Raw genomic sequence first — 17830 nt, forward strand, 5'->3', positions numbered from 1 at the left:
AGCGATGAGCAACGAGACGCCGAACGCTGCACAGCCGGCCACGAAACGGCCGCAGCAGTCACAACTGATGAAGCCGGCGACAGCAGCCAAGAAGCTGGGGCTTTGTCTGCCGGCCTGCCCGGAGGCTTTCCAGAACGAGCCGATCAGCCGCTCGGCGTTCGCGGCATTGCAAGCGGAACCGCCAGCCTGGCTCATCGAACTGCGCCTGAACGGCCCGCACCCGCGCGACGTCGTGGCGCGCAAGCTCGGCGTCTCGGTGTCGGGCCTCGCACGCGCGGGCGTGACGGATGCGCTGACCACCGCACAAATCCAGGAACTTCTGGCGGCGCCACCCGCGTGGCTGGTCACGGAACGTGCGACGCAGGCTGCCGTGCGCGCCGAGAACGCGCGGGTGAACGCCCGCGATGCAGAGCGCCGCGCGCGCACCTCGCCGGTCGAGTGACTCGAGACCGTTAAGCCCGTTGGTCGAATAGCCCGCGAGCGCCAGCGAGCGAGCACCTCTTCGGTGGTCGAGTAGCCCGCGAGCGCCAGCGAGCGAGCACCTCCCCGCTGGTCGAGTAGCCCGCGAGCGCCAGCGAGCGAGCGTATCGAGACCAAGGGCCATCTGCAGAACACAGTCCGGTCTCGATACGCGTCCTCGCTGCGCTCGGGCGCTACTCGACCAACATGGCGCCGCTCAGGCGCGGGCGAGGATCGCCGACGTATCGACGCCGAGAGGCAGCGTGCCGTAGAGCCTGCCACGATCAGGTCCAAGCCGTGCGTGGATGAATGCGTCCGAGACGGCAGAGGGAGCCGAGCGCACCAGCAGCGATGCCTGAAGTGCGAGGGCCATCGCCTCAACAAGTCGACGGGCGGCGAGGGCCGCACCGACGGCATCCGCTTGGGCGACCTCGTGCAGAATCCGCCGGGTCTGCCGCAGGTGTGCGTCAAGCACCGGATGTGCACCGGCGGCCAGGGAGACCTCGAGGTCGAACGCATCCGCCGTGTCGGGCTCGCGGTTCAGCGCCCGCAGCACGTCGAGGGCGATCACGTTGCCTGAGCCTTCCCAAATGGCCATCACCGGCTGTTCGCGATAGCGACGCGCGAGCGGGAACTCCTCGATATAGCCGTTGCCGCCGAGACATTCGAGTGCTTCGTAAGCGTGTTCCGGCCCGCGCTTGCAGATCCAGTACTTCGACACCGACGTGGCGAGGCGGCGAAACGCCCGCTCCTGATCGCTCGCATCCGCGTCGTGCGCGCGTGCCAGGCGCAACGCTGTTGCCGTCGCCGCTTCCGACTCCAGCGCCAGGTCGGCCAGAACGGATGCCATCGCCGGCTGGTCGATCAACTCGGCTCCGAATGCGCGCCGATGCCGGGCGTGCCAGGTCGCTTCTGCCACCGCCTGGCGCATTCCGGCGGCTGTGCCCAGCACGCAGTCCAGCCGGGTGCGGGCCACCATCTCGATGATCGTGCGCACTCCGCGGCCTTCCTCACCGACGAGCTGCCCGACCGTGCCCTCGAACTCGACCTCGCAGGATGCATTGGACCGGTTGCCGAGCTTGTCCTTGAGCCGTTGGATGCGGAACACGTTTCGCATCCCGTCGCCCAGCACACGGGGCACGAGAAAACAGCTCAGCCCGGCGGGCGCCTGCGCGAGCACCAGAAAGCCGTCGGACATCGGTGCGCTGCAGAACCACTTGTGGCCGGTGAGCCGCCAACCGTTGTCGTCTGCGTTGCTGGCGCGAATCGCACGGGTTGTGCCGGCGCGCACATCCGACCCGCCCTGCTTCTCGGTCATGACCATTCCGAACAGAGCGGATGGCGTTCCCCACGACGCCCCCGCACGCAGATTCGGATCGTACTCGCGGCTGAGCAGCCGCGGCAGCCAGCGCTCTGCGAGTTCCGGAGTGGTCTGCAGCGCGGGCACCGCTGCGTGCGTCATCGAGACCGGGCACGCGTGCCCCGGCTCAACCTGCGCGTAGAGCATGAACGTGGCAGCCCGCGCTACGTTCGCGCCGGGCCGAGGCTGCGCCCACGCCGACGTGTGCGCACCGTGCGCGACCGCCGAGGCGAGAATGCGGTGATACGACGGGTCGTATTCGACCTCGTCGATGCGGTGACCGTAGCGGTCATGGGTGTGCAGCACCGGCCTCAGCGTGTTGGCGCGCTCGGCGTCCTGCTGGAATTCTGCGGTGCCGACAATGCGCCCGACGCGGTGCAGCTGCGGGATCGCCCACCCGGCGTCGTAGTGCGCGACCGCTTCGACCAGCGGCGCATTCAGCGCGAACTCGTCGAGACCGGATCGCGGCGGAACCTGATTGATGACCTCGTGCGTGCCCATCGCTCGCCTGCCCTGCCTTCATGCGTTCGTGGCATCATTGCCCGTACTGACCGTGCTCTCCCATCTTCGACGTTTCGTTGCGTGTGCGCCAGCGTGCGCGGCGGTGGGGCAAGAATAGTTGCATGATTCGACGACGGGTGCTCGTTCACGGGCGCGTTCAGGGCGTCGGATTCCGTTACTCGTGCGCCATTGAAGCGCAAGCGCACAACGTCGGCGGCTGGGTACGCAACCGACCGGACGGCGCCGTCGAGGCGCTCTTCGAAGGTGCTGAAACGGATGTCGCTGCTCTCGTCGAATGGATGCGCACCGGCCCGCCGTGGGCGCACGTTCGCGCAGTCGAGGTGGTCGAGGAAGGTGCTGACGAAGGTGCCGCGGACGGCGCCGTCACGATCGATTTCGAGATTCGCGGCTAGCGCTGCAGGTGCGCCACTTCCGCTGCTATGCGCCCCGTGAACTGGCGCACAGGGCACGAAGTGGCGCAGCGAGCCGCTCAACTCCGCTCAGGCAACGCCCGTTGCGGTCGGCACGAAGAACTCGGTGATCGCCGCCGTCAAGAACAATGGGTCGTCGACGTGACACAACTCGCGGGCGGAGTGCATCGACAGCAGCGGAACGCCGACATCAACGGTGCGGATCCCGAGTCGCGTCGCCGTCAAGGGGCCGATCGTCGTGCCGCACGGCACCGTGTTGTTCGACACGAACTCCTGATACGGAACGCCGGCTCGCCCACACAACCGCGCCCACAGGGCGGCGCCGTGCGCATCCGTTGCGTAGCGTTGGTTGGCGTTGATCTTCAGCAATGGGCCACCGCCGGCGATAGGCCGATTCACTGGGTCGTGTCGCTCGGGATAGTTCGGGTGGATCGCGTGGCCGGCATCCGCAGACACACACCAGGATGCCGCAAACGCACGCAGTCGATCGGCAGCGCTTGCACCGGCCGACGCAGCAATGCGCGTCAGGATGTCTTCCAGCAGCGGACCGTTCGCGCCGGACCGTGATTCCGAACCGAGTTCCTCGTGGTCGAAGGCCGCGAGCACGTTGATCTGCGGTGCGCCGACGCCGGCGCTGGCCTCGGCGCCCGCGTCGGCCGAAGCGATCAGAGCCGCAAGACCGGCATAGACGGACGAGAGGTTGTCGAGCCTGCCCGCCGCGAACAGCTCGCCGTCAAGACCGAACCGGCGTGGCGCCTGGGTGTCGGCGGTCAGGAGGTCGTAACCGGCGACATCCGCTGCAGCCACGCCGGCAAGGCCGGCCAGGTGGGCGATGAGGTCTGCGTGGGCGACATCACCGACGCCGAAGACGGGAGTGAGCTGACGTTGACGGTCGAGGGTGAGCGCGGTGTTGGCCTCGCGGTCCAGGTGTATTGCCAGCTGCGGGATGCGCAGGAAGGGGCCCGTGCGCACGAGCCGAGTAGCGCCATCCGTTGTCACAATGCGCCCGGCAAGTTCGAGTTCACGGTCAAGCCAGGAGTTCAAGAGCGGCCCACCATACACTTCAACGCCGGCCTGCAACCAACCGTATGCCCCGATGGTCGGCTTCGGTTTCAGCTTGAACGCGGGAGAATCCGTGTGCGCGCCGAGGATGCGAAACGGCATGGTCGGTGTCGCACCAGTGGGTTGAAGCCATGCAACGATCGCGCCGTCTCGCAGCACGTAGTGTCCGCCGGCACCCAACTCCCAGTGCTCAGTTTCGTCCAAAGCGACAAATCCAGCGGCGTCGAGACGGCGGCCGACTTCCGCCGCAGCATGATAGGACGTGGGCGACGCCGAAATGAACGCACCGAGATCGTCGATGGAGGCAGGGGCAACGGTCATGCTCCCATCAAACCACCACGCACTCGCCGGACTGCACCCGTGCGCCCGCTGCAGGCGCACACAGCGTCGCCGCGCTTTCTGCGCGCCCTCGCGGAAGATCCGCCTCGCGCACCGCGGCATCCTGCACGAACCGCTCTGTCAGCCGCACTCCTGGAATTGCGTCGGCCGATGCCGTCGCGCGACCGTGCGCCCGAACCCGTGCGATGAGCCGGTCGACCATCCCAGGGCGCGAGAACTTCGCTCGTGGATCGCCAATGCTGCGTTGTGCGATCGACCGGTAGTACGCCTCGCGATCTGCCTGCTGCTCGTGCAATCGCTGTGCCGCGTATGTGTCGATGAACATGATGCTGATTCCTCTGTCTCCGCGATTTCCTGCGCCGCTACTTCCTGCGCTGCTGCTTCCTGCTTCCTACGTCTTCTATGCTCGTTTCTAAGGCGGGTCCGGCGGATCGGGCAGATGCCTTATCTTCGCCTCACACTTCGCTTGGAACGGGCAAAGTTTTCGTGCGCTTCTGGTTGATTCCGCCGTACGCTCGGGTTATGGCCCTTACAAATCCCGACCCGAATCCGGCCGAATCCCACTCTGATGACCGCATACCCGCTTCTGACGAGAACAGTCCTGCGTCCGATCAGCGCAATCCCGGAGAGTTGCCGCTCACAGACATCCCGCTCAAGACGATCGATGGAGACCCCACCACCCTGGCCGCGTGGGCCGGCGAGGTCCTGCTGATTGTCAACGTCGCTTCACGCTGCGGCCTCGCGCCGCAGTATGAGCAACTCGAAGAGCTGCAGAAGACGTATGGCGATCGCGGCTTCACCGTGCTCGGGTTCCCCAGCAACCAGTTCCTGCAAGAACTCAGCAGTACCGAAGCGATCAAGGCTTACTGCTCGACGACCTGGGGGGTGACCTTCCCCATGTTCGAGACAATCCACGTGAACGGACGCCACCAGCATCCGCTCTACACGCGGCTGACCAAGACCCCGGATGCCGCCGGCAAGACCGGACGGATTACCTGGAACTTCGAGAAATTCGTGATCACGCCCGCAGGAGAAGTGCACCGGTTCAGCCCGCGCACCCGCCCGGATGCGCCCGAGATCGTCGGCCTCATCGAATCGTCGCTGGACTCGGTCACGCCGGCTGCTTGAGCACCGCCAGACGCTGATCGCCGCCAGCCGTCTCATGGCGGGCAGAGGCCTCATTGCCATCAGCCGTCTCACGCCGGCTGCTTGAGCGCGCGCAGGCTGCTGTCGATTCCAGAGCGAAGTTCCAGAAGTGAGCACATCATGCCTTGGGCGTCGATCAGCCGACGGCCAACGATGAAGCCCGCCAAGGCATCCGTAATCCGCAGTTGAACGCGCCGGTCGACAGGATCAGCGGGCATCCACTCGTCGGAAACGAACGAACCCAGCGCGCAGATCAAGTCGTCCGCGTGCATCGTGCGCACGAACGCGTCGGTCGGATGGAACTCGCGTTCGGCCGCCAACAGCGTGCAATCGCTGTGTATGAGCACGCGCTCGCCGTCCGACTCGAGACAGGCACGCAGGCGATCCTGCGCACCCTCGATTCGTCGTCGACGCAACCCGAACTTGCCCTCGAGCTGCCCTTGGAAGAATGCGGAAAGAATTTCATCGATGTGTGGTCGTATTTGACTCATGTTCGAATCTTCCCTCACACCACCGACATTCGATCACGAACATCCGTTCGTTGCAGCGCGACACGCAGCCGCTCGCGGTTCAGCGCCGGAGGAAGCGCGCCCGCGCGATCAAATACAGGCCATATGCAACGAATCCGATTGCGATGAGAATGAGCAGCAGTGCGCCGGACGGCAGCGTGGTGAGGTAGCGCAGGGCGCCGTCGAGCCCGGTGAATTTGGTGGCATCGGTGAACAGCGCGGCGACGAGCGCAAGACCCGCGATGATCAAGAATGCGACGCCCTTGGCGACGTGGCCGATCAGGCCCAGCGCGGCGACGATCACGCGCGCTGCGCCGGTGAGGGGTTGATTCTCTTCCCGGAACCGCAGCGTCACGCCCCGGATCAGGTGAGCGGTTCCGATGCCGCCACTCACGAGGGCGACACCGATGAGCACGACGGTCCCACCGGGGCGCTGCAGCAGCATTGCGCTCAGCTTCGATGCTGTATTCGGGCTTTCGTGCGCACCAAGTGCGAAGATCAGCGTCACCAAGCCGACACCGGCGAATCCGATGGCCTTTCCGAAGTCCGTGAGCCTTCGCATCAAGAGGGTGCGTCGGCGCGGGGCGGTGACCCACGCGGCATCCGTCAGTTGCCAGAAGGCGAGGCCGAACAGTGAGACCGCGGCAATCCAGAGCAGCAGTACACCGCCCGGCGTATTCGCGATCGCGCTGAGAGCACCGGATTGATCTGCGTGCCCGGCGAGACCGAACGCCACACCGATCGCGATCGCGCCGATGATGATGTGAACGAGCCCGTTCGAGACGAGTCCGGCGCGCGCCAGCCAGCGCACCACTGCGCTCTCGTTCGCGCGACGCGCGGCCGCCCTGACGTCTTCACGCACGGCCTCGCGCACATCGCTGTGCCGGCCGGCGCTGTGCGGGTCGTCGCTGTGCTTGTCGTCGCTGTGCGGGGCTTCGCTGTGCGGGGCTTCGCTGTGCTTGTCGGTGCTGTGCTTGTCGGCGCTGTGCTTGTCGTCGCTGTGCTTGTCGTCGCTGTGCTTGTCGGCGCTGTGCAGGTCGTCGCGGTGCGGGGCTTCGCTGACGGCAGCGCTAGCGCCGGCGAGCCCAGCTTCGATGTTCTGCGATGCCTTCGCGCGTGTTGTCTTCCGGCCGGCTGGCTTTTGGCCCGGCTGTGGCGCGGCCCGGCCCGGCGATGTCGGGCGACTCATTGCGGATGCCGCTGGCTCAGCATGATTCTCATCCTACGAGTGCGCAGGATTCAGCCTGCGCGACCGAGGCCGCCTTGGCCCCACAGGCGCCACTCAATTGACGTTGTGCACGGATTGCAGGCGCGCCCGATCCAACGCTGCGCTTCATGCCAAGATCGAGGCATGACAAGTGATGGTAGAGAGGTAGACAAGCATGGTAGATTATCTACCATGGCGTTGAACATCAAGGACGAAGCGGTGCATGCACTGGTCCGCGAACTCGCTGCTCTCACCGGCGAGAGCCAAACTCGAGCGGTTGCGACGGCGGTGCAAGCGAGCCTTGAACGGTTGCGATCGGCGCCCGCTGAGTCTGTTGGAACACGACTACTGCAGATCGGTCGGGATTGTGCACGACATTTGGATGCAGCCACGCGAACGCTGGACCACGGCGAATTGCTGTACGACGCGGAGGGGCTTCCTCGATGATCGTCGATACATCGGCGCTCGTTGCAATCCTCCGCGACGAGCCGGACGCCGCAGCTTTCGCCGAGGCGATCGCTTCACGGGCCCGAGTGGCCATGAGCGCTGCCAGCTACCTCGAGGTCGGCGTCGTGATCGACCACGCTCGCAGCCCGCTGGCCAGCAGGCGGGTTGACGAGCTGATCCGAGTGGCAGGCATCCAAGTTGAAGCGGTCACGGCAAATCACGCGCGCATCGCGCGAGATGCGTACCGTGATTTCGGCAAGGGCAGTGGGCACGCCGCCGGCCTCGACTTCGGCGATTGCCTCAGCTACGCGCTCGCGGTGGATCGTGACGAGGCACTCCTCTACAAGGGAACGGACTTTGCCCACACCGATATCCGTTCCGCACTGGAATGAGCGCATACGCTGAAGATATGCACCCCGAATTCACACATGAGCCGGATGCACGCCGCTACGCGATGGACTTTGGCACGCAGTTGGTGTGCATTCTCGACTACCGCATCCACAACAACGCGATCTCCCTGACCCGCACCTACACGCAGCCGGCACAGCGCGGCAACGGCTACGCCGGGCAATTGGTCGAATACGCCGTCAACGACATCGAGACCACAACGACCTACAGGATCTTACCGATGTGCTGGTACGTCGCGGAGTGGTTCGAAGCACACCCAGACCGCACCGGCGTGCTCGAGCGCTGAACCGCAATATTGCCCGCCGCAACTTTGCCTGCTGTTTGGACAGCCGCTCTGCCGGTCACTCTCCTGATTGGAACCACGGCGGATACACGGCCACCTTGGGCCGATGCGGGGCTTTTCCGAGGATCGTCTTGACCGATTGACGCACCTTGTCGTTGGCAACGCCGATGAGGCTGACCTGGTCGAACGGCACCGCCTGGTGCACAAGCAATTCCGCGCGTAGAGTTGCGTCAGACTCATCATCGGTCAGCATCGTGCGCAACATGCGTGCGCAGGTTTCGCGCGCCGCGCCGAACCTGGTCAAGGCGGCGACGGCATCCCCATCGGTTGCCACGATGGTCGGCGTGTCGGCGTCGTCCGTCTCGCTGCCGGCGACCTGCTTGACCGTGGTCACGAGGATGACGAAGTCATAGGCGGATGCTCGGCGCGCCTCGTTCGACAACCGCGGGTCCGCGTGCTGCGACCGGATGCTCTCCCACACGAATGCGTTCGGCGAGAGGAAGAAGGGCACGTAGTGTGCGACCGTGAGCTCGCTGCGCCCGGCGACCGGGATGCGGCGGCGAGACGAGCGGTTGTCCGCGGAGGAGATGTCGACATCCGGACGCGTCTTCCAGTCATCGGAGGCGTCCGCGAGCAGTCGACCGGCGTCGAGGATCAGCGGCAGATTATTGATGTGGGTGACGTGGTAGATGCGCTGCTCGCCGATGTCCTTGGTGCGGGCGGCTTCCGCGGCGCGTGAAGCGGCGGTCGACGTGCCCTTGGCTGGCGCGCCTGCAGCACGGCGGGTGACGGGCGTGCGCGCCGTTACGGTCGAGCGGTTCGCGCGCGAGGTGCGGCTTGCCGGCGCCTTCGGTGGAGCAACCGGAGCCGGTTTCGGATAGCAGATGGCACACTGGGTGCCCACCATTCCGTGGATGCACTCGTCGACGCTCAAAACCAACCTCTCTTACGGATGCCGCCGCCCGGCGCGGTGCGTCGGTCGCGGTCTCCGCCGTCTTAACGTTACGTGGGTTTCGGGCGCCGTGGTGACCGGATTGCTCGGGGTCGCCCGTGTAGGCCCGACGGGCAGCATCGGACGGCATCGGCCGGACGCAAAATTGCAAAGACTCGTAAGCTGGAAACATGACCAACCCCGTTGCATCCGTTCCGGCTGCTGCATCCGATTCCGTTGCCGATGCCGATCGTGCTGCGGCTGCACCTGCCGCTACGTCTGGCCTGCCATCGGCGTCGAGCGAGTCGTTCGACCGCATCACCATGTTCGGCGCAGCATGGTGCGGCGACTGCCGTCGCTCCAAGGCCGTGCTGGATGGTCTCAGCGTCGACTATGACTATGTCGACCTGGAAGCCGTCGAGGACGGGGCGGACCGAGCGCACGCGATCAGCGGCCGCACGAGCATCCCCGTGATCGTGTTTCCCGACAACACCCACTTCGTCGAGCCGACGGATGCGCAGTTGCGCGCCAAACTCGCTGCACTCGCGGCCCACGCGTAGGCCGCACCTAAGGCCGCACCTAAGGCCGCACCTAAGGCCAGCCTGGCCGCGCCCGGCCGCGCTCCGTTCATAGTGCGCGAAGTGCTCGTTTGCCGAACCATTTCGACACTTCGCGCACTATGAACTGATTGCCCAGGCGCAAACCTTGCATGCGCGCGGTCCATGCCGGCGCACACGGTCTGGGCCTGTGGATAACTTCTGCGGGCCGACGCCGAGCCGTGGCATCGTGTCGGCATGCGCACAAATGGTCAACTGCCGCCCGAGCTCGGGCAGGCGTTCTCGGTCGGTGCGGCTCGTGCGGTGGGAACCACTCCCGGGCGGCTACGTGGCCGCGATCTCGCCAAGCCATTCCGCGGTGTCCGCACACTGGAGCCGCAACGGTCTGAGACGCACGAGAAAACAGCTGAGCAAACCAAGTCGTCCATCGACCCTGAGGAGGAGCGCCGCCTCGAGGCACTGAAACCGGCGCGGGCGTACTCGCACCGGATGCGCGAGTGCGAATTCTTCAGTCATGAGACCGCTGGCCTCATCTGGAGAGCGCCACTTCGTGCCACGCACAGGATCGACACGGCCGACGGGATCGATCTGGTCGACACGGCCGACGGGATCGATCTGGCCGGCAGGGTCGACACGGCCGACGGGATCGACACAGCCGGGAAGAGCCGCAAGAACCACAACGGCCCGCCGGTGCGGTTCGGCCACGATCCCGTGCCTCACGTGAGCGTGCTCTACGGTGATTCGGCGCCGCGGGCACGCGGCGTCCATGGGCATCGACTGGCTGGCGATCCGTCGCACCTGCAGCTGCACGACGGCATGAGGGTTGCCTCGCCGGCGCTCACCTGGGTGACGCTCAGCCATCTCCCGCTGTACGACCTCGTCGCTGTCGGAGACTACTTCGCGCGCGTGTGGAGGAAGGAGGGCTTTTACCGCGTCAATCCCGGAATGCCGCCGTTGGCAAGCCTGGCACAATTGAGCGCGGCGGTCGAGGAGGGCCGGCGCACGGGCATCCGTTCGTTGCGTGCGGCGCTTCCGTTGATCCGCACAGACGCGTGGTCGCGTCCGGAGACCTGGACCCGCCTGACACTCACGGATGCCGGACTCCCCGAGCCTGTTCTCAATCGTGACCAGTACGACCGCTACGGCGATTTTCTTGCGTGCGTCGACCTCGCCTACCCCGCGCTCAAGATTGCAATCGAGTACCAGGGGCAGCACCATGCCGCTCAGTACGCACGCGACATCGAACGCGTCGAACGGATGCGCGCGGAGGGATGGATCGTCATCCAGGTTTCTTCGGTGCTTCTGTTCGATCATCCGGCAGAGCTCGTGCGGCGAGTGCGCGCCGCACTCATCGAGCGCGGCTGGCGCGACTGAGGGCGGTGGCCGGATGCAGACCCTCGTTCATAGTGCGCGAAGTGCTCGATTGTCGAACCATTCCGACACTTCGCGCACTATGAAAGTGGAGCGAGCGGGAGCGGAAGCGAGCGGGAGCGGCAGCGAGCGGGAAGTGGAGTGAGCGGGAACGAGCCCGAGCGGGAACGGGAGCGAGCGGCAGCGTGCGCGCCAAGCACGATCGACTTTGGCAAGATAGACGGATGTCTCGCACCGCCCACCCGACTCGCACCATCCGCCCGCCGCGCCCACTGCTGAGACTGCGCGTCTCTCTGGCAGAAAGCGAGCCCGAGATCTGGCGACTGCTCGAAGTCGACGCCGGGCTGAGCCTCGCCGAACTGCACGATGTGCTGCAACTCGCGTTCGGCTGGCGCGATTCCCACCTGCACAATTTCGCCGACCATGAGCAGTACCTGCCGCAGAATCAGCTACCACGGATCGGTCGCAAGCCGCGCGTGTGGGCCTCCGACGAGCCCTACGTCGAGCCGGTTGACGGCCAACTGTCCGAACGCGACTGGACCCTCACCCAGGTCTTCGACGGTTTCGACGGCCCGCTCTACTACGAATACGACTTCGGCGATGGCTGGAATCATCAGATCGAACTCGTCGAGCGCATCGCGGATGCTCCGGATGCGCCCAAGGCGCTGCTGCTGCGCGGCGAGCGGCGCGGCCCGCTCGACGACTCCGGCGGCATCGGTGGCTACGAAGAGAAGCTGGAAATCCTCGCCGACCCGAAGCATCCGGAGCACGATTTCATCGCCGACTGGGTCCACTGGGTCAGCGGCGCTTGGACGCCATTCGACCCCGAATTAGTCGAATTCGACCACATCAATCAAGAGCTCGCAATTCGATTCGACGGTGGTCTCGGCATGTCGGGATTGCCGACGGATGCTTTCCCCGGCTCCTCTGCATCGGCCAGCGCCGGGCTGACTGCCGCGGAAGCCGCGCTCGCTGCCACGCCCCCGCTGCTGGACGACGCCGCAATCGTCGATCTCCTGACACGAATACCGGTTTCGGCGCGCATCGAGTTGCGCGGTCTGCTGCGCCGTTCCGGCGCGCTGGCGCCCGCGAACATCGACTCGGCGACGGCCGCGGCCATGGTGGAGCCGTTCCTCTGGTTTGTGCGCAAAGCGGGGGCTGATGGCATCCGGTTGACGCAGGCGGGTTGGCTGCCGCCGGCAGTTGTCTCTGACGCAATTCGCGAGCTCGGTTGGAAGAACCGTTGGATCGGCATGATGAACCGCGAGGAGCGCACTCCGCCGATCGCCAATTTGCGCGCAGATGCCGTTCGGTTCGGCTTGCTGCGCAAGAGCAAGGGTGTGCTGCACGCCACCGCTGCCGCCCGCAAATTGCTCGACGACCCGGGCGCGCTCTTACGGATGCTTGCGGGCGCCATCCTGCGCCGCGCCCGGTCCGACATCGAGCGCGACATCACCGTGCTCGTCGCGTTGGATCTGGCAACCGGGCACACAACGCAGGTGCCGTCGGGATTCGGGTACGAATCGAGCAGCATCCTGTACGGGCTTGAAGTGCTCGGTTGGGGTGGGCCGGGCGGAGGGCCGCTGACCGACGAGATGATTTCGAGTTCACTGCATCAGATGATCCGCCAGCTCGACCCGCTCGATGTCTTCGAGCAGACCGTGTGGAGGCACGGCGAGGCCACAGAACACGGTCGCGCGTTCGGCCGACTGATGTTGCGTGCTCCGATCGAATAGCCGTAGTTGCGGAACGCCGAAGCCCAGAACGTCGAAGCTCGGCTCGTCGAAGCTCAGCGCGCCGAAGCCCGGCTCGTCAAAGCTCAGCCCATCAAGCTCAGCCCATCGAAGCCCAGCCCGTCAGCGGCTGCCGCACCCGTCGAGGCAGCCACTCTCACACCAACATGATCTCGGCGCCATAGGCAACAAGCCGCAAATCCGAGGTGAGCAGGGTGAGCCCCTCCACGCGGGCCTGGGCGACGAGAATGCGATCGAAAGGGTCTGTGTGGCTTGGCGACACGTCAACGACCGCCGCCGCATGTGCGCTCGTCACATCCAGTTCGAAGTAACCCGATTCGACGAGCCCGCGGCGAAGCACCGCTGGCGCTACGGAGAATCCTGGCTTGCCCAGCGACGTCTTGATCGCTACCTCCCATATCGAGGCGGCGCTAAACACCAGCCGGTTTTCGGCATCTTCAAGCAGCTGCCGCGCGCGCTGGCTCAGCCGATGGGGAGAATACGCGGCCCATAGCAGGATGTGCGTGTCTAGCAGCAGGTTCATTCCGGATCAACCGAACCGTCGAAAAGCATGCTGATCTCATCGGACGCCCACGCGTCGAAGTCGTCAGGGATGCTCGCCATTCCGGCGAGAAAGCCCAGACGCGGTGGTGGTTTCGCCGGCGCATCCAGTCGAGTGAGTTTGGCAATCGGCCGCCCGGCCTTCGCGATGACGATAGTTTCGCCCCTCGATGCATCGTCCACAAGCCGCGAAAAATGAGTCTTCGCGTCATGAATATTTACTGTGCGCATACGACGATCCCCGGCAGAACCGATTGGCGATACGGATGAAACTGACTGGACTAACTCCAATAGACTAAGTCTAGTCATGCATACACCGTCGATCGAGGATCATGTCACAACGCTATGGGTCACACCGACCTGCTCGAGCCCAGAACCGTCAATCTGTGGAGAGATCGCCGCACTCGCCCGCTGTGCACAGCCGGCAACGACTACCGTTAGCGTATGACGCCGCCAGAATCTGACACCGCGACTGCAACAGCCGCAGACGCACAACCCGACATCACGTTCTCCGACCTCGGCCTCGACGACGCCGTACTGAAGGCCGTGAAGGACATCGGCTACGAAACCCCATCGGCGATCCAGGCTGCGACGATTCCACCGTTGATGGCCGGCCGCGACGTCATCGGCCTCGCTCAGACCGGCACTGGCAAGACGGCCGCGTTCGCCCTGCCGATCCTCTCCCGCCTCGATCCGGCCCAGAAGAGCGTGCAGGCGCTCGTGCTCTCCCCCACCCGCGAACTCGCCCTCCAGGTCTGCGAGGCGTTCGAGTCGTACGCAGCGCACCTGCACGGCGTGCGCATGTTGCCGATCTACGGGGGTCAGGGATACGGCATCCAGTTGTCGGCGTTGCGGCGCGGCGTGCAGGTCGTGGTCGGCACGCCCGGTCGCATCATGGACCACCTCGACAAAGGCACCCTCGACCTGAGCGAGCTGAAATACCTCGTGCTCGACGAGGCCGACGAGATGCTCAAGATGGGCTTCGCGGAGGATGTCGAAACCATCCTCTCCGGAACCCCAGACGACAAGCAGGTAGCCCTGTTCTCGGCGACGATGCCGGCGCAGATCCGCCGCATCTCGGCGAAATACCTGCACGACGCCGAAGAGATCACGATCAAGCGCAAGACGACGACCTCGGCGAACACCACGCAGCGCTACCTGATCGTGTCGTATCCGCAGAAGGTCGACGCGCTCACGCGCATCCTCGAGGTGGAGAATTTCGAGGGCATGATCGTCTTCGTGCGCACCAAGAGCGAGACGGAGACGCTTGCCGAGAAACTACGCGCGCGCGGCTATTCGGCGGCGGCGATCAGCGGCGATGTCGCTCAGGCGCAACGCGAACGCACCGTGAACCAGCTTAAGAGCGGCAAGCTGGACATTCTCGTCGCAACGGATGTCGCCGCCCGCGGCCTCGACGTCGACCGCATCAGCCATGTGGTCAATTTCGACATTCCGATCGACACCGAGTCGTACGTGCACCGCATCGGCCGCACCGGCCGTGCCGGGCGCACCGGCGATGCGATCAGCTTCGTCACCCCCCGCGAACGACGGATGCTCACCGCCATCGAGAAGGCGACCCGCCAACCGCTCACGCAGATGCAGCTGCCCAGTGTCGAGAATGTGAACGCGACGCGGCTCAGCCGCTTCGACGACGCCATCACGGCTGCGTTGGAGCAAGAAGCACGCATCGCAGCGTTCCGGGACATCGTCGGCCACTATGTCGAACACCACGACGTGCCGGAAGGCGATGTCGCCGCAGCCTTGGCCGTGGTCGCCCAGGGTGACACTCCCCTGCTGCTGTCGGAGGAGGATGTGCGCCGCGAGCAGCGCGAACAACGGGAGCAGCGCGAACGCGACCGGGAGGCACGCGGCGATCGACCAGCCCGTGCCGGGCGGGATAGCCGAGAAGGTAGAGACAGTCGTGGGCGCGACAGTCGGGATCACCGGGACAGCCGCGGCGACCGAGACAGCCGCGGCGAGCGCGGCGAGCGCGGCACGTGGGGTGAACGCGCCGCGCGCAACGACCGAAGTGACCGCGGCGATCGCAGCGATCGCAGCGATCGCGGTTCGGGGCCGGAGCGGCGCGCGCGCCCGGGATCCGGCCCGATGGCGATGTACCGCATCGCGGTCGGCAAGCGCCAGAAGGTGGAGCCTCGCCAGATCGTCGGCGCACTCGCGAACGAGGGCGGGCTGAGCCGGCAGGATTTCGGGGCGATCGACATCCGCCCGGACTTCTCGCTCGTCGAGTTGCCGGCGCATCTGCCGGATGAGGTGCTCTCCCGACTGACCGGCACCCGCATCGGAGGCAAACTCATCGAGCTGCGCCCCGACCGTGGTGGCGCTGCGCGCCGCAGTTCGGGCGGCAGGGAGGCACGATGACCGCTGGAGAACACGCCGCACGAGAGCACGCCGTTCGCGCCATGTGGACGCTCTTCGAGCCGATCCACGCTGTGAGCTATTTCGCACCACACGCTCGCGAGGCCTTCGCTGACATCGGTCTCACTCGCTACTGGGACGGCTACTTCGCCGGCCGCGCCGCACCACTCGGGCCCGTGCCCGCTGCACCCGTCGTCGCGATCTTCAACGGCTTCTCCCCGTTTCTGGTCGGGCGTGCGCTGCCCGCCGCCTGGGGCGTCGCATCCGTCGACGAGGTGTTGGATGCCCGCTCCCGCGGCGCAGCCGCAGCGCTACGGTCGGTCGTCGCGGACGAGTCACTCGTCGCCGAAGCCGCGTCCGCCCTCACACCGGTCGCGCAACGGATCGATGTTGCGGGCCGACCGCTGGCCGCCGCGAACCGTGCTCTGCCCGAGGAGTCCGACCCGTATCGCCAGTTGTGGCGGGCGGCGACGATCCTGCGCGAGCATCGCGGTGACGGGCACGTGACATCACTGCTGAGCGAAGGCATCGCCGGGCTCGCCGCAATTGTGCTGCGGAGCGCCATCGACATCGAGTCGACGACGATGAAACGGGCTCGCGGCTGGAGCGAGGCCGAGTGGGACGCGCAGGCCGACGAGTTGATCGCGCGCGGTTTGCTTACTGCAGATCGTGCGATCACACCCGCGGGATCGGCGGCCATCGACAACGCCGAGCACCTCACGAACCGGCTCGCCCAGCGGCCGTGGAGCGCGCTCGACGACACCGGTCTCACCGGCATCGCGCGCCTGATCGCGCCGATCGCACACGCGTGCGGCACGTTTTTTCCGTACCCGAATCCGATTGGGATGCCGCAGCCCTGGAACCCAGACGACGACCCGGATGCTGTGGCGATTTCCGAGGTGCCGGTCAAGTCGGCGAGGTAGCTAGGCATCCAAACGGTGGTGGCTGGAAGCGTGCGCTCGCGCGTGGTCTGTCGTCGGGCATGCGACAGCCACGGCCGCACGTGCCCCCGCCGGCGTCGCCGCATGCCTCGACGTGCGGAGTCATGAGACCATGAGCCATGTCCAACCCGGTCGCCCGCCTGCGCGCTGCGCTCGCCAACGAGTCCTCACTTCGATCGTGGACGGTCGACACCAACGACGGCATCATCGCGACCGCAGGAATCTTGGAAGGGTTCGCCGGCGCGGGGGCAAGCGAAATGGTCCTGATCACGGCGGCGATCGTGGCTGCCATTGCGGGCGGGCTGAGCCTCGGCGGGGCGAAATGGTCCGAGGAGGCTGCCGAGCGCGAGGCGCAATTGCGTCTGGCCGCGGAAGAAGCGGAACAACTCGCAACGAGCCCCGAGGATGAGATGAGCGAACTCGCCGGGTACTACGAGGGGCGCGGGGTCTCGCCGGAGGTGGCAGCACTGGTCGCCGAGCAGCTCACCGCGCGCGACGCTCTCGCGGCACAGCTCGAAGCCGAGCACGGCATCCGCGAGGTGATGTCGCGATCGGCACCCGTCTGGGCGGGCGTTTCGGCGAGCATCGCGTTCATGGTGGGCGCGGTCATTCCACTGCTGATCACCGTGCTGGTGCCTGTGCAAATCGAGACCTGGGCGATCCTGCTCGCGGTCGTGCTCTCGCTCACCTTCACGTCGATCATCGGCGCGCGCAGCGGCCATATCACGGTGATAGGTACCCTAATCCGCACGCTGACCGTCGGGATCGGCACCCTCGGCATCAGCTATCTCGCGGGGCTGCTGTTGTTCTGAGCGGATTGGCGGGGCTGCTGCCGTTCTGAGCGGGATGGTGGGGCAGGAGCCCGCCTTGACGACGTTGCGCGCGCATCCAGTTGCTCGACCAATGCAGCGTGATGCGCCGCGCACCGCCGCACCTCCACGCGCCCTCAGCCACCCGCGCCCGCGCCCCTCCGTTCATAGTGCGCAATCTGCTGTTTTGGCCGGTCAATCCAGCATTTCGCGCACTATGAACGGAGGGAACGCATCCGCGCGCGCATCCGCAATCCGCAGCGCGCAATCCGCAGCGCGCAATCCGCAGCGCGCAATCCGCAGCGCGCAGTCCGCAATTCGCAGTCCGCCGTACGCACGAATGTCAGTGGCTCCCTGCAGTCTGGAACGTTCGCCACCCTGCGGATGCCGCGCCGCAAT

Annotated in this window: 20 protein-coding genes; 12 read left to right on the forward strand and 8 right to left on the reverse strand. The window is 65.9% G+C overall.

The genetic code is table 11. From position 1 onward, the window contains the following. Positions 1–67: 67 nt before the first annotated feature. Positions 68–442 (forward strand): DUF5997 family protein, encoded by a 375-nt coding sequence (locus QU604_RS15895; protein WP_308468944.1) that lies wholly within the window; start codon positions 68–70, stop codon positions 440–442. Between the two features lie 234 nt (positions 443–676). On the opposite strand, the gene QU604_RS15900 is transcribed toward QU604_RS15895, so the two are convergent. Further along, complete coding sequence (locus tag QU604_RS15900; protein WP_308465592.1) at positions 677–2320, reverse strand: acyl-CoA dehydrogenase family protein; 1644 nt, start codon at positions 2318–2320, stop codon at positions 677–679. A gap of 122 nt (positions 2321–2442) precedes the next feature. Between QU604_RS15900 and QU604_RS15905 the strand changes: the two genes are divergently transcribed. Further along, positions 2443–2733 carry an acylphosphatase gene (locus tag QU604_RS15905; RefSeq protein ID WP_308465593.1) on the forward strand — a complete coding sequence of 97 codons (291 nt, stop codon included), beginning with the start codon at positions 2443–2445 and terminating at the stop codon, positions 2731–2733. An 87-nt stretch (positions 2734–2820) separates the two neighbouring features. Here QU604_RS15905 and QU604_RS15910 read toward each other — a convergent pair whose 3' ends face one another. Further along, positions 2821–4134, reverse strand: coding sequence for a M18 family aminopeptidase (locus tag QU604_RS15910; protein ID WP_308465594.1), 1314 nt, complete (start codon positions 4132–4134; stop codon positions 2821–2823). A gap of 7 nt (positions 4135–4141) precedes the next feature. Continuing rightward, the gene (locus QU604_RS15915; protein WP_308465595.1) at positions 4142–4477 is read right to left on the reverse strand and encodes a hypothetical protein; all 336 of its coding nucleotides are present in this window, start codon (positions 4475–4477) and stop codon (positions 4142–4144) included. 305 nt (positions 4478–4782) lie between these two features. Between QU604_RS15915 and QU604_RS15920 the strand changes: the two genes are divergently transcribed. Beyond that, positions 4783–5280, forward strand: coding sequence for a glutathione peroxidase (locus QU604_RS15920; protein WP_308468945.1), 498 nt, complete (start codon positions 4783–4785; stop codon positions 5278–5280). Between the two features lie 68 nt (positions 5281–5348). Here QU604_RS15920 and QU604_RS15925 read toward each other — a convergent pair whose 3' ends face one another. Beyond that, complete coding sequence (locus tag QU604_RS15925; protein WP_308465596.1) at positions 5349–5789, reverse strand: hypothetical protein; 441 nt, start codon at positions 5787–5789, stop codon at positions 5349–5351. A 79-nt stretch (positions 5790–5868) separates the two neighbouring features. Further along, positions 5869–6996: a DUF1206 domain-containing protein gene (locus QU604_RS15930; protein ID WP_308465597.1), complete on the reverse strand. Its 1128-nt coding sequence runs from the start codon at positions 6994–6996 to the stop codon at positions 5869–5871. A 210-nt stretch (positions 6997–7206) separates the two neighbouring features. Between QU604_RS15930 and QU604_RS15935 the strand changes: the two genes are divergently transcribed. The 3 genes from QU604_RS15935 to QU604_RS15945 are packed head-to-tail and all read left to right on the forward strand — an operon-like array spanning position 7207 to position 8155. Beyond that, entirely contained in the window at positions 7207–7461 is a 255-nt protein-coding gene (locus tag QU604_RS15935; RefSeq protein ID WP_308465598.1) for a type II toxin-antitoxin system VapB family antitoxin, read from the forward strand. Further along, positions 7458–7853: a type II toxin-antitoxin system VapC family toxin gene (locus QU604_RS15940; protein ID WP_308465599.1), complete on the forward strand. Its 396-nt coding sequence runs from the start codon at positions 7458–7460 to the stop codon at positions 7851–7853. Before QU604_RS15935 ends, QU604_RS15940 begins: the two co-directional genes overlap by 4 nt. 17 nt (positions 7854–7870) lie before the next feature. Next, the gene (locus QU604_RS15945) at positions 7871–8155 is read left to right on the forward strand and encodes a GNAT family N-acetyltransferase (RefSeq protein WP_308465600.1); all 285 of its coding nucleotides are present in this window, start codon (positions 7871–7873) and stop codon (positions 8153–8155) included. 55 nt (positions 8156–8210) lie between these two features. Here the strand turns inward: QU604_RS15945 and QU604_RS15950 are convergent, their stop codons facing one another. Beyond that, complete coding sequence (locus QU604_RS15950; protein WP_308465601.1) at positions 8211–9086, reverse strand: DUF4433 domain-containing protein; 876 nt, start codon at positions 9084–9086, stop codon at positions 8211–8213. 188 nt (positions 9087–9274) lie between these two features. Here QU604_RS15950 and QU604_RS15955 point away from each other — a divergent pair, with 188 nt between their 5' ends. From QU604_RS15955 to QU604_RS15965, 3 genes are all read left to right on the forward strand, one after another. After that, positions 9275–9643 (forward strand): glutaredoxin family protein, encoded by a 369-nt coding sequence (locus QU604_RS15955; protein ID WP_308465602.1) that lies wholly within the window; start codon positions 9275–9277, stop codon positions 9641–9643. Between the two features lie 234 nt (positions 9644–9877). After that, positions 9878–11014: a putative endonuclease domain-containing protein gene (locus QU604_RS15960; protein ID WP_308465603.1), complete on the forward strand. Its 1137-nt coding sequence runs from the start codon at positions 9878–9880 to the stop codon at positions 11012–11014. Between the two features lie 221 nt (positions 11015–11235). Next, positions 11236–12747 carry a plasmid pRiA4b ORF-3 family protein gene (locus QU604_RS15965; protein WP_308465604.1) on the forward strand — a complete coding sequence of 504 codons (1512 nt, stop codon included), beginning with the start codon at positions 11236–11238 and terminating at the stop codon, positions 12745–12747. 154 nt (positions 12748–12901) lie between these two features. Here QU604_RS15965 and QU604_RS15970 read toward each other — a convergent pair whose 3' ends face one another. Both QU604_RS15970 and QU604_RS15975 read right to left on the reverse strand, forming a co-directional pair. Beyond that, complete coding sequence (locus QU604_RS15970; RefSeq protein ID WP_308465605.1) at positions 12902–13288, reverse strand: type II toxin-antitoxin system VapC family toxin; 387 nt, start codon at positions 13286–13288, stop codon at positions 12902–12904. Then, a complete protein-coding gene (locus QU604_RS15975; protein WP_308465606.1) occupies positions 13285–13536 on the reverse strand; it encodes a type II toxin-antitoxin system Phd/YefM family antitoxin in 252 nt (83 codons plus the stop codon). Before QU604_RS15975 ends, QU604_RS15970 begins: the two co-directional genes overlap by 4 nt. A gap of 213 nt (positions 13537–13749) precedes the next feature. On the opposite strand from QU604_RS15975, the gene QU604_RS15980 reads away from it, so the two are divergent. The 3 genes from QU604_RS15980 (at position 13750) to QU604_RS15990 (ending at position 17434) form a co-directional block, all read left to right on the forward strand. Next, on the forward strand, positions 13750–15684 hold the full coding sequence (locus QU604_RS15980; protein ID WP_308465607.1) for a DEAD/DEAH box helicase: 1935 nt from the start codon (positions 13750–13752) through the stop codon (positions 15682–15684). Then, complete coding sequence (locus QU604_RS15985; RefSeq protein WP_308465608.1) at positions 15681–16604, forward strand: SCO6745 family protein; 924 nt, start codon at positions 15681–15683, stop codon at positions 16602–16604. The genes QU604_RS15980 and QU604_RS15985 overlap by 4 nt, the downstream gene beginning before the upstream one ends. Positions 16605–16741: 137 nt before the next feature. Then, complete coding sequence (locus QU604_RS15990) at positions 16742–17434, forward strand: VIT1/CCC1 transporter family protein (RefSeq protein ID WP_308465609.1); 693 nt, start codon at positions 16742–16744, stop codon at positions 17432–17434. Positions 17435–17830: the final 396 nt, after the last annotated feature.

Origin of the sequence: Rathayibacter sp. SW19, assembly GCF_030866825.1 — a bacterium.
GTDB classification, from domain to species: domain Bacteria; phylum Actinomycetota; class Actinomycetes; order Actinomycetales; family Microbacteriaceae; genus Rathayibacter_A; species Rathayibacter_A soli.